At 55.2% G+C, this 11,051-nt stretch carries 3 protein-coding genes; 1 reads left to right on the top strand and 2 read right to left on the bottom strand.

The window, feature by feature from the left end; all coding sequences use genetic code 11:
- Positions 1-493 precede the first annotated feature (493 nt).
- A complete protein-coding gene (locus ACPOL_RS16535; protein WP_114208026.1) occupies positions 494-1,876 on the bottom strand; it encodes a DUF1501 domain-containing protein in 1,383 nt (460 codons plus the stop codon).
- Between the two features lie 78 nt (positions 1,877-1,954).
- Entirely contained in the window at positions 1,955-5,758 is a 3,804-nt protein-coding gene (locus tag ACPOL_RS16530) for a DUF1800 family protein (protein WP_114208025.1), read from the bottom strand.
- Between the two features lie 1,555 nt (positions 5,759-7,313).
- Between ACPOL_RS16530 and ACPOL_RS16520 the strand changes: the two genes are divergently transcribed.
- Complete coding sequence (locus ACPOL_RS16520; protein WP_161557400.1) at positions 7,314-10,802, top strand: chitobiase/beta-hexosaminidase C-terminal domain-containing protein; 3,489 nt, start codon at positions 7,314-7,316, stop codon at positions 10,800-10,802.
- The last annotated feature ends 249 nt before the right edge of the window (positions 10,803-11,051 follow it).

Below are 11,051 nucleotides of genomic sequence, written 5' to 3'. Positions count from 1 at the left end.
CAACTATGAAGTAATTTTCGGCTCACAGGAGTGTTTCAATAAATAATAAAATTACCAAGGTAATGGATTTTATATCTAATGTTACTAACTAGTCTTATGGAGATAAGACTCTTGTTATGGAGGCGAATTTGATGCAGCGAGAGGGAGTTCGGTTCGTGCCCGAGGCCGTGTTTACGTTACGAAAGTCATGCCAACCTGCTGTTGAGCATTGGCTAAGGGGCAGACCATCATTCGCTGGCATAAGCAATTTAAGGCGATAGCTGGATTGCTCACTCGGCTTGCTAAACCATACATATATGAGGCTAAACAGGAGGGAAATCTGGAAGGGGCGCTCAGAGACGCTGACGTGTAGGGCTGCCAGAGCGGGCGCTGCTATCTTCTGCGCCGAGGAGGCAAATGCGCGGGGTGCATCGGGTGACGTGGACAATCATGCGCAGGGAACAACGGAGTGGCGTCTGCGACCGCAAAGCCACTCCTACTTGATTACGACACCTCAGCCCATAAACGCGAGATTAGCTGGGGGCGGGAAAATATTCGGTTGAAGGTACGGGAAGAGTATTGGAAGTTGCGCGGAAGTCACGCCAAACCAGGAGGCCAGCTGCGCCGCGTATTGGAAGGAGGCAGTCGTCGGCACCCACCGTCCGTTGGTTCCCGAGTCGTTCGGGCCACCTAAAGCCAAAGTCGGGAAGGTGCCATAGATTTGACCGCCCGCCACTGCGCCTCCGACGACAAAGTGGTGGCTGCCCCAGGCATGATCGGTTCCGTAATTAGAATTTGGCTCGAAGGCGCGGCTAAAATCCGACATAGTGAAACTGGTCACCGAATTTGCAAGCCCTAACTCCTCTGTAGCCGCGTAGAACGAAGCCATGGCTGGGCCGACGAAGGATAATAGCTGACTCTGGATTGAGAGTTGGTTAGCGTGAGTGTCAAAATTTCCCAGGCTGGCAAAGAAGATCTGCCTCTGCACCCCGAGCGCCGAACGCGCAGCAATAATCTGGGCAATCTGTTGCAGTTGGGCGGCCAGGGGGTTTGCTGGCGGGAAGGGGGTGTTCACTACGGGAGCTGACTGCACGGCAGATGCCATGTGCTTCATATAGGTATATGCATTCCTGGTTATGCCCATGTCCGCTTGAACCAGCGAAAACCCGCTCTGAAAGTTGGCCAGTAGTTGCGCTGCCGAGTTGCGTACATTGCACGCCGCGCCTTCTGAACAAGACGCACCAGAGAGATTTCCAGGGGCCACGGCGACTGGGGAGGTGAGACTGCCATTACAAAACAGGCTGTCCCCGGCCAGGGATGTGATTAGCGGTATCTGGGGATTAGTTCCATAGGTGCTTCCCCAGGTATCGGCCAGTCGCCCTGCCCAACCCGAAGGGTATGCCCCATTCTGTTCGGCATTCTGCCATTCGAGCTGTTGATCAGGGTGGGAAAAAAGATTGTTAGGAACCGGAACCGATTGGTTTTGAAAGGACGCGGGAGTGGTTGGAGCGACCAATGTTCCGACATTTGCGACAATGGCCGCCTTGCCGCTGTTGAATAATGATTGTAAGCCGCCATAGGTAGGATTGTTGAGACTTGGATGCAGGCCAAATTCTCCATTCGCGCCGAGGCCGAGCGGCAACAGCGAGCTGGCGGATAATGCAAGCGATCCCCGGATGCTTGCATAGTTGGCGTACCCATTGTCGCCCGAGCCAAGGGGAATGACGGTATTATTGGCGTCGTTGCCACCAAAGAGGAAAATGCAAACAAGTGCCTTGTAGTCCGGAAATGCCCCTTGCGCAAGCGCGTTCATGGCGCCGAACGGACGCAGACCGGCGAAGTGCCCGGTAGCTGCCAGCGCGGCGGATCGAATGAAAGTGCGACGATTGAGACTCATGGGTTTCCTCTCTTCCTGGGTGTAGCTTGGCTTTGCGGAGTGCGAGCCGAGTGGCTCGCGATACTCACTCTCATGTCTTTAGTTCAAGATTTTGTACGATGAAGAACCAATGACCAGAAATGCGGCTATCCTTACGCGCTGCGACATATCCTTGAGTGAACTGATGGCATTCTTGATAGTGGTGTGAGAATAGCTATCTATGTTGGCATGCAGAAAGATCAAACTAAGGCGATCGATAAGCGCATCGGGGTTGGAGGCCAGGTGGCCCAGTGGGCTTGTGGCACTCAGATCCACGTTGAAGCTGATAATTCGGTTGTTCAGCAGATGGTCGGCCAGGGTGAGCCTATCCATCACGCTGCCTGTGTTTTCGAGCGCGAATTCTGGCGCGCTTAATCGAGCGTTGGTGACGAGTGGGTCTGCAATTGTGTAGCTCGGAGGATAGAAGTTGAAAACGCTCGACGCGCTGTATGGCACTTCGCTCAAAGCCAACGAATAATCGGACAGCCGATGGTAGTCGTCGTTGGGATCTATACTGACAACTCCCAGCCCCCTCATGACCGCTGTCATCCAGAGGATGGGCTCCCGCAGATGACCGCCATCAACTGCAGGTTCGCTGTCCCCGGCCCGAGCTTCCGGGTCAGTCAAAATGGCCGTCAAGACCGCCTTCATATCGCCTCGAACATTGTTGCCATTGTTGATGAATACGGCCGCAACTCGAGAGATATAGCCAGGGCTAGGATTACTGGTTACCAGATGTTTGATCAGTTGAGTGCATACGAAAGGCGGTAGGTTGGGGTGCTCAAATACATTAGCGAGCCCCTGCGCGAGATCCTGCTCTGCTGACTGTCCGGCGTTCACGGGCTCCCCGTTCAAGAGCGTCTTTGCAGAGGTGTCGTGCCAACGCTCGATTGGAACCAACGGATGATAGTAGTTCGCCGTGCCAATCAAATCGCCGGGAATCGACCCATCGGGATTCGCAAAGGTCCAACCGGTAAAAATTCTTGCGAAGGCCTGAACTTCGGCCTCTGTATAGGTTGGGATTGGATTTCCGCTCCCATCCAGCTGCTGACTTCCGTCCTGATTGAGAAGATAGAGTCCCAGGTTGAATAACTGCATGTTCTCCCGGGCAAAATTCTCGTTCGCGATTTGGGTTCCTATAGCCTTACGACTGTTGAGCATGTTCAAGTAGATCGACATCGCCGGCGAGAGGGTAACATCGCGCATGATCGTGGACCAATTGCCAAAGGCATCGTTGGCGAAGATATTGGCATAGTTAGTGATACCGCGCCCCTCGACGTTGTTAGTCGAGACGACGAATAGTTCACTTAGCGCGAAGGCAACCCTCTGTCGCAATTGATCGTTGCCGGTGAGCACCGCCCTCCACCATTCCGACTCGGCACAGATATCAGCATCAATGCAATAAACAGGAGTTGGAAGAGGGACATCTGCCAGCGATGTCATTGGGGTATTGAATTGCTCTTCCAGCCACGCGGCGACGCCTTTCTGCTGAACGTGACCAATCAATGCAGCGGTTGGCCCGAAGGTCGTCTGATCGAGAATCCGTGCCGCTGCCGTTGCGCTGATGGGCGAAACGATCGCCTCTTGCGTCTGAGGCCCAGCGCCTCCACCAGGAAGCGGATTCTGGCCCTGGACCGAGATATTGCCAGAAGCGCCCGCTGGAAGTGCCATCTGCGCAATCATTGTCGTGGCGGATAGATAAGTTGCATTCACGGCGGTGTTGTTTACAAAGATCACCGTGCTCGGAACAAAGCCACTGCCGTTGAGAGTTACCGCTGTCGTCTCCCCTGCTGGAATCTCATAGGGGGCCATCGAGCTAATGACCGGCGTGGGATTGATTACGCTCAGCTGATAGGAGGCCGTGATTGCAGGATTTGAGGTCAATGCCGCGTTGACCGTCACCAACGTCGCGGTGGGCAGGGCGGCAGGCGCGGAGTAAATGCCACCGCTCGAGATCGAGCCCGCGCCGTTGACGCTCCAGGTCACCGCCGTCTGTTCCGATCCGGCGACCATAGCCGTCATCGTCACAGTCGTGCCGAGAGCTGCGGTCACGGTGTTCTCCCCAACGGCGTTCGAGGCAGTCAACGCAATGGTATTCTGGGCGACGGCAACATTAAAGCCAGCGCCAGCCCCGCCGCCCGGCCCTGGATTCTGTAACTGAATGAACACGCTCCCTGTTGCATTGGCCGCCACCGGTATCTGCGCGGAGGCGTGGTTATAATCGGTGAACGCGGTTGGCACGGTGGTCGTACCGTTCACCGCTACTGTCATCCCGGGAACAAATCCGGTACCCAGAAGGGCGACCGGTTGCGTACCGCCAGTCAACAGTTGGCTCGGTGTAACTCCATTCGCCGCGGAAATGCCGGGGACAGGATTGATCAGAGTCATCGAGTAGGAAGCATCTACGCTTGGATAGGAAAGCATGGAGACGCCTATGCTTACGTTTGCATTCGCCGGCATGATCACTGGCGGGACGTAGACCGCGTAATTTGCGTCAGAGCCGCTCGGGGTCAGAGTACCCGGCCCGTGCAACACCCACGCGATGACTTTGTGTGTACCCGACTTTGAAGTGGCAGTGAGATTGACCGGCACCCCTAGCCGGGCGGTACCGCTGTTGACTCCATCTGAGTTCGTGGCGGTGAGTCGAACGATCCAAACAGAGACCTGAAGAGCGGCGCCCGTGCCCCCGCCGGGAGCGGGATTCTGCGCCCGCAAGAGAACCGTTCCAGAAGCAGTCTCTGGCACTGTAAGTTGAGCCACCATGGACGTCGGGGATTGATAGGTTGCCGTTACCGTGCCCTGGCTGGTCGCCACCGTTGTTCCAGGGACAAATCCGGTGCCGGTCAAATTCAGTGTCGTCGTAGTGCCGGCTGGAGTCTGGGCGGGCAATGAGGCGCTGATCGTTGGAGCCGGGTTGACCAGGCTCAACGTATACGTGGCAGTGATCGCCGGATTGACGGCGAGCGATGCCCGAATGGTGACGACGCGATCGGTGGGCATGAGGCTGGGCGGCATATAGATGCCTGCCGTCGAGATCGACCCGCTCCCCGTAACCGCCCATGTAACCGCCGTGGAAAGCGAGCCGCTAACCGCCGCAGCCATATCCACATTTTCAGTCAAATCCGCTGTGCCGGTATTTGTCCCGTCGCCGTCGCGCGCCGTCAACGTGATCGCCGGTGTGGCCACTGGCACGGCAACGGCAGTCCCTCTACCTCCGCCGGGACTTGGATTTTCTACCTGGAGTGAAAGCGTTCCACTTGCGGTTGCTGACACCGGCACTTCGACGCTGGCGTCGTTATAGTCCTTGTAGGTGACCGGAAGAACCGTGCCGCCCGCCAGCGCTGTCATCCCGGGGACGAAGCCGGAGCCCGCAAGAAAGACCTTCTGTGTCCCGCCGACCAGGAGTGTAGTCGGCGTCACACCGCGTGAGGCCGCAATGCTCGGGACAGGATTCAGAAGAGTGATCGTATACGACGTGGTTACGGAGGGCAGCGTTTTCAAATAAGCAGTGATCGTAACAGTCTGACCAGTCGGCATCGTGAGCGGCGGCGTGTAGATCGCATGCTCGGCATCGGATCCTGAAGCGGCGAGACTTCCGCCCCCCTCAACTCGCCAAGCCACAACCTGATGAGCTGTGCCGGTGACGATCGCCGAGAGAGTGATTGCCACTCCCAGCCGGCCAGTTCCCGTATTGGTTCCGTCCACGTCATCGGCCACAAGTCGAATCGTCTGGCGGGTCGCGGCTGGAGTCGAGGAGACGCTCGCCCATAAACAACGGACAGGAGCGCCACAATGAATCATCAACAGGATGAGAAGAGTACGAACGGTAAGAAACTTCTGGCGCGAACTCTTGCGGTCTATCATCGGACACCCCTGATTACGCCCCACTTCTGCGCACGACTCCGCGCACGAAGAAGCAAAGGCTTCTCTCGCCTATTCGGCAGTGAATTGTTCAGCGTTAACCCGGGCAGTGTCCCTAGACACGGTAATAGCAAGAGCGCGGACCACAGAAATGATCCCGCTCAAATCCGTCAAAAAACGGATAAGTTGTTTGCACAGCTTCGTTCAAAATGTATGTTGAGATGAGCCTACATTGAGACCGGAGTTTCTTCAACAGTTAGAAGTTACACAGCGTCACTTTTGTGATCTTGATTATTGAGTGTTAATGACAAAGGTAATGTTTTGACCTCAAATGACGACGCAAATAACTCTATTAAATCGAGACTTTATCGCTAAAGATGACTGTCTCCGGGGCTGAGTTTAAGGATGGATTCCTTAATTGGAAATCCCGGTGAAATCTAACTGGAATATCTTCCCCCCTATCTTTGATTAAATTCTTATAAACATGAAGGCATCTAAGATCAAGAGCGCTGACGTCGAGATTAGCTAGACCATATTGATATTTCGGCCTTCTCCTCAGCATTCCAGTTACGATGGTTACTTGATCATCTGGAAATCGCTGTGCGCCCTAAATGGAAGACCGCCGGCGCGTTGCCTACGGATGATCCGAGAGCTGCACATTCAGAGAAAAGGCCAGCCTCGCGTCCGGCTCCTTGATGTTGGCTTCTTCCTTTTTTCTGTGGAATCAACGTGGCGAGAGAGTCTCTGGGTTCGAGCCATTCGAGAGATGCGCTCCGCATCGACATCCATTTCTCTTGACATCTCTCGCGGTTGGACCTTGCTGCATCTTCTCCTCCGGCTGGGCAGATCCGGCCGGGCGGCGAAAGCCGAAGTCGAAGGGGGAGATTACTAACCGGTGTTCCAATAACAGACAGATCAATCCACGAAGGACGAACCCGAATCGCCCAGGGATGAGACCGCAAGACCTACCAGGCGCTACGCCGAGTCAGACTCAATGTTCCGGCATTGGCGATGTGCCGCAACGCCACCAATCCACTGGAAACGGAGGAGATTTCGATAGCCTTGGCGTGACTGTTTTCCGGCGCGCCGCAAAGCGCAAAATTTACCTAGAATCGCTATAAAATATCTTTCATTTTATTGGATTTGTGGTATCTTGCTCGTATCGAAACGATCTACAGAACTCATACTCTCAGTAGCAAATTTGACATTAGGTAGTCGGTAATCGAGCATTCTTCGGCTTTTCGAAAGAGTGTATTTTGTCTTAACTTGTAGAGCTTTCTGTTTCCCACCGGATGTCTAGCTGAAGTTTACCGAAGCCTCATGAATAGATTCCTGGCGCAGCATCAGGTTTAGCTTCAAAATGCAACAAAGTGTCCGCATGTGCCTGGCTTTACGCATGCGGCGGCTGGCTCTATCAGCCACTCCATCTCACTAAACCGTCTTTTTTGCCGATCATTTCCGTGCATGTGTAGGCTCGGAGTTCGGCGACTTGGCGGCGCAAGCAATCGTTCGACCTGTTGTCTGATTTTCGATGTCCTTTTATGCGGAGCGAAGACCTATGAGCATTTTGCAGCAGACCCTTGCCCTTTTGTGCCGTGTCCAGCGAACCACCTTCAGCATGAAGTCCCGGCATCTCCGGCAGCCTCTCACTGGCATGCTGCTCGTTGCCCTGTTCTCGCTTGGCTATCCCGCCGCTGCGCAGGTGAATGTCTTGACCGGCCACAACGATATTGGCCGCACTGGGCAAAATCTGAACGAAACGATCCTTACTCCCTCCACTGTAAACTCCAGCCAGTTTGGCAAGCTGTTTTCATGGCCTGTCGACGGAGGCGTCTACCCTCAGCCCCTGTACGTCTCCCATCTCACCATTCCCGGCAAAGGTGTTCACAACGTCGTCTATGTGGGAACAACTCACGACAGCGTCTATGCGTTTGACGCGGACAGTAACGGGGGAGCCAACTCGGTTCCATTGTGGCAGGTATCGTTGCTGACCAACACTACTCCGGCCGGCACCTATACGCCGGTCTATGGAATCTGCGGGACGCCGGTTATCGATCTATCCACAAACACGATGTATCTCGTCAGCTCCGAAGAGAAGGTCTCGAACAGTACCTATCCTTTCCGGATTCATGCGCTCGACATCACCACCGGTGCAGAGAAGTTTGGAGGTCCGCTGCAGGTGCAAGGCGGGGTTCCGGGAACTGGCAGCGGCAGCGTCAACGGCTGGCTGGCGTTTGACGGCGTCTATGAAAGACAAAGGCCAAGTCTGTTGCTTCTGAACGGGGTCGTCTACGCAGCCTTCGGATCGGTCAACGACACTGGCCCATGGCATGGCTGGATCTTCTCCTATAATGCCGCGAATTTGTCTCCCATCGATGTATACTCCACTGCCCCGAATGGCAGCGGAGCCGGCATCTGGATGGGAGGGTCGGGATTAGCGGCCGAAGTCAACGACCCGAGCAAGCCCTACGGGCGCATGTTCTTTGCGGTCGGCAACGGTTCCAACTCGGCAGCCGCTCCTCCCTACAACAACTCGATGAGTTATGGGATGAGCGTAGTCGATCTTGACCTTACCGGCGGCGTCATGAACGTCACCGACCAATTCACGCAATCCGACTGGGCGCGGCGTAATGGCCAGGACGGCGACTTGGGGTCAGCCGGTCCGGTTCTTCTCCCTACTCAAACGCTGGCCTCCGGGAAGACCGTTAGCACTTTGGTCCAGATCGGAAAAGTAGGCACATTTTACGTACTCGATCGCAATCATCTCGGCGGATACAACGCCAATAGCAACCAGATCGTCCAGGAGCTCCAAACCCCGGAGTCGGGCGAGCAGCAATGGGGCGCAGGTATCTGGGGCAGCAGCGCTTACTGGAATCAAAACATCTATTACGGTGGTCACAACCCCGGCGCGGCGAATCCTCTTATCGCGTATTCGTTCAGGAATGGCCAGATGTCCGCGGGCCCCACCAGCCAGAGTCATGAGACCTTCGCCTATCCAGGCCCAACTCCTTCCGTTTCTTCCAATGGCGGCCAGAACGGCATTGTTTGGGTCATCGACAATAGTCAGTATCACGTGGGACCAGGAGTCTTGTACGCCTATGACGCCACTAACCTGGGAAATACGCTCTACTCCAGCAATGACAACCTGAGCCGGGACAATCCAGGCGGCGCGGTCGAGTTTACCGTCCCAACTGTTGCCAACGGCAAGGTCTATGTAGGCCAGGCATTTCAGTTCTCCGTATATGGGCTACTCAATAGTCCCACGGCGGCCGCTCCCATCTTCAATCCTCCTGGTGGCACCTTCAATGGCAGCGAAATGGTCTCATTGACTTCCGCTACTCCCAACGCTCAGATTTACTACACAACGGATGGCAGCACTCCATCGACCGAGTCTCACCTCTACACCGGCCCTATCAACGTCAACTCCGACGAAACTATTACCGCCATCGCGAACGCGAATCATTACCTGCAGAGCGCCGCAGTCTCGGCAACTTACACCGACTCGACAGTTACAGGAAATCCAATCTTCTCGTTGACCGCCGGTACCTATTCAGGCACTCAATACTTGAATTTAGTCGACACTACTGCGAACGCGACCATCTTCTACACCGTGGACGGTTCGACCCCCACGACCTCTTCGCAGCACTATACCGCCGGCTTTCCCCTCATTATTTCGGTCACCGAGACGGTTCGAGCGATGGCCATCTCGCCGCACCTGCCTCCCAGTCAGGTGGTTTCCACGACCTACACCATCAATCCCCCCTACGTCATCGATTTCAGCCAGGGATTCGCGGATTCGCAAGCACCCATGCAGTTCAACGGCAGTACTTCGCTTGACGACTTCCGCCTGCAACTGACGAATGGAGGCACCAACCAAGCGGGTAGCGCGTTCTATGAGACGCCAGTCAATATCCAATCGTTCACCACCGATTTCACCCTGCAGCTATCCAATCCGGTCGCCGATGGCATGACGTTTACGATCCAGAACGTCGGAGCAGGCGCCCTCGGCGGGGATGGTGGCGGACTGGGGTACAACTCGATCGGCAAAAGCCTCGCCATTAAGTTCGATTTGTTTAGCAACGCAGGAGAGGGACCGAACTCTACCGGCCTTTACATCAATGGTGCGGAGCCCACGTTGCCGTCCATCAGTCTGGTCGGCACTGGTATCAACTTGCATGATGGCGATTATCAACTCGTCCATATCACCTACGATGGCACCAACCTGGTTCTGACGATTACCGATGGCACCACACTGGCATCGTGGTCGCACACCTTCACCAATATCAACATCCCGGCGATCGTTGGCGGGCCAACGGCTTATGTCGGCTTCACCGGAGGATCGGGTGGTTTCTCGTCAAGCCAGAAGGTCACTTACTGGACTTACCTGCCCGGCGCTCCGCTGGTCCCGAATAATCCAGCCGGCTTCGATGCTCGTTCTCTCGCCTTGAATGGAGTGGCCGCCCTGGCAGGCACCGCCTTGCATATCACGAACGGCGGACCCAATGAGAGTGGAAGTGCCTTCTTCCCAACTGCCGTCAATCTCACCTCGTTTACCAGCGATTTTGACTTCGTTCTGACTCACGGGAGCTCTTCGACTATCGGCGATGGTTTTACTTTCGTGATGCAGAATGACAGCGTCAAGGCGATACAGGGCTCGGGTGGTCTGCTCGGCTACGGTGGCATGCCCGCGAGCGTAGCCATCAAGTTCGACACCTACAACAATGCAGGAGAAGGCAATGACTCGACCGGCGTTTACATCGATGGAGCGACCCCAACCCTCCCGGCCATCAACCTTACCCCCCATCGCGTCGTGCTCTCCAGTGGCGACTCTCTCCATGCGCACATAGCCTACGACGGAACGACGCTTACTTGGACAATCACCGACAACACACTTCCATCCAAACCGAGCGCCACCAATAGCCAGGTGATCAATATTCCGCACATCTTGGGTGGGAACGTCGGTTACGTCGGCTTCACTGGCGGCAGCGGGGGGGCTACTTCCATTCAGAGCATTCTCGATTGGACATTTGCCAGCGCCACTAACTAGAGCTCGCCAGAGCGTCTCTAAGGAAACTGCTTGTTGTAGAAAACAAAACCATCTGCCAAACACTTGACAATAAAGTTGCTTCGCTCTAGCTAGACAGTTCCCCCGATGTCGTCGACACAAGCTCCAGTTTTATTCCCTGAATATTCAACGTCAGGCCGGTTCATCCCCGGTCTGGCGTTGCATTCTTAAATATGTCCAACATCTGGGCAATGGCCTTGAAGTCACATGCAAGTGATGCGACCACCTTTA

The organism is Acidisarcina polymorpha (assembly GCF_003330725.1).
Classification (GTDB): Bacteria; Acidobacteriota; Terriglobia; order Terriglobales; family Acidobacteriaceae; genus Acidisarcina; species Acidisarcina polymorpha.
The sequence above is the reverse complement of the archived record's forward strand: the minus strand, read 5'-3'. Positions and strand labels throughout refer to the sequence as shown.

Coding starts and splice junctions, on each gene's coding strand:
- ACPOL_RS16535 (WP_114208026.1), bottom strand. CDS start 1,876: ATGAGTCTCAATCGTCGCACTTTCATTCGATCCGCCGCGCTGGCAGCT.
- ACPOL_RS16530 (WP_114208025.1), bottom strand. CDS start 5,758: ATGATAGACCGCAAGAGTTCGCGCCAGAAGTTTCTTACCGTTCGTACT.
- ACPOL_RS16520 (WP_161557400.1), top strand. CDS start 7,314: ATGAGCATTTTGCAGCAGACCCTTGCCCTTTTGTGCCGTGTCCAGCGA.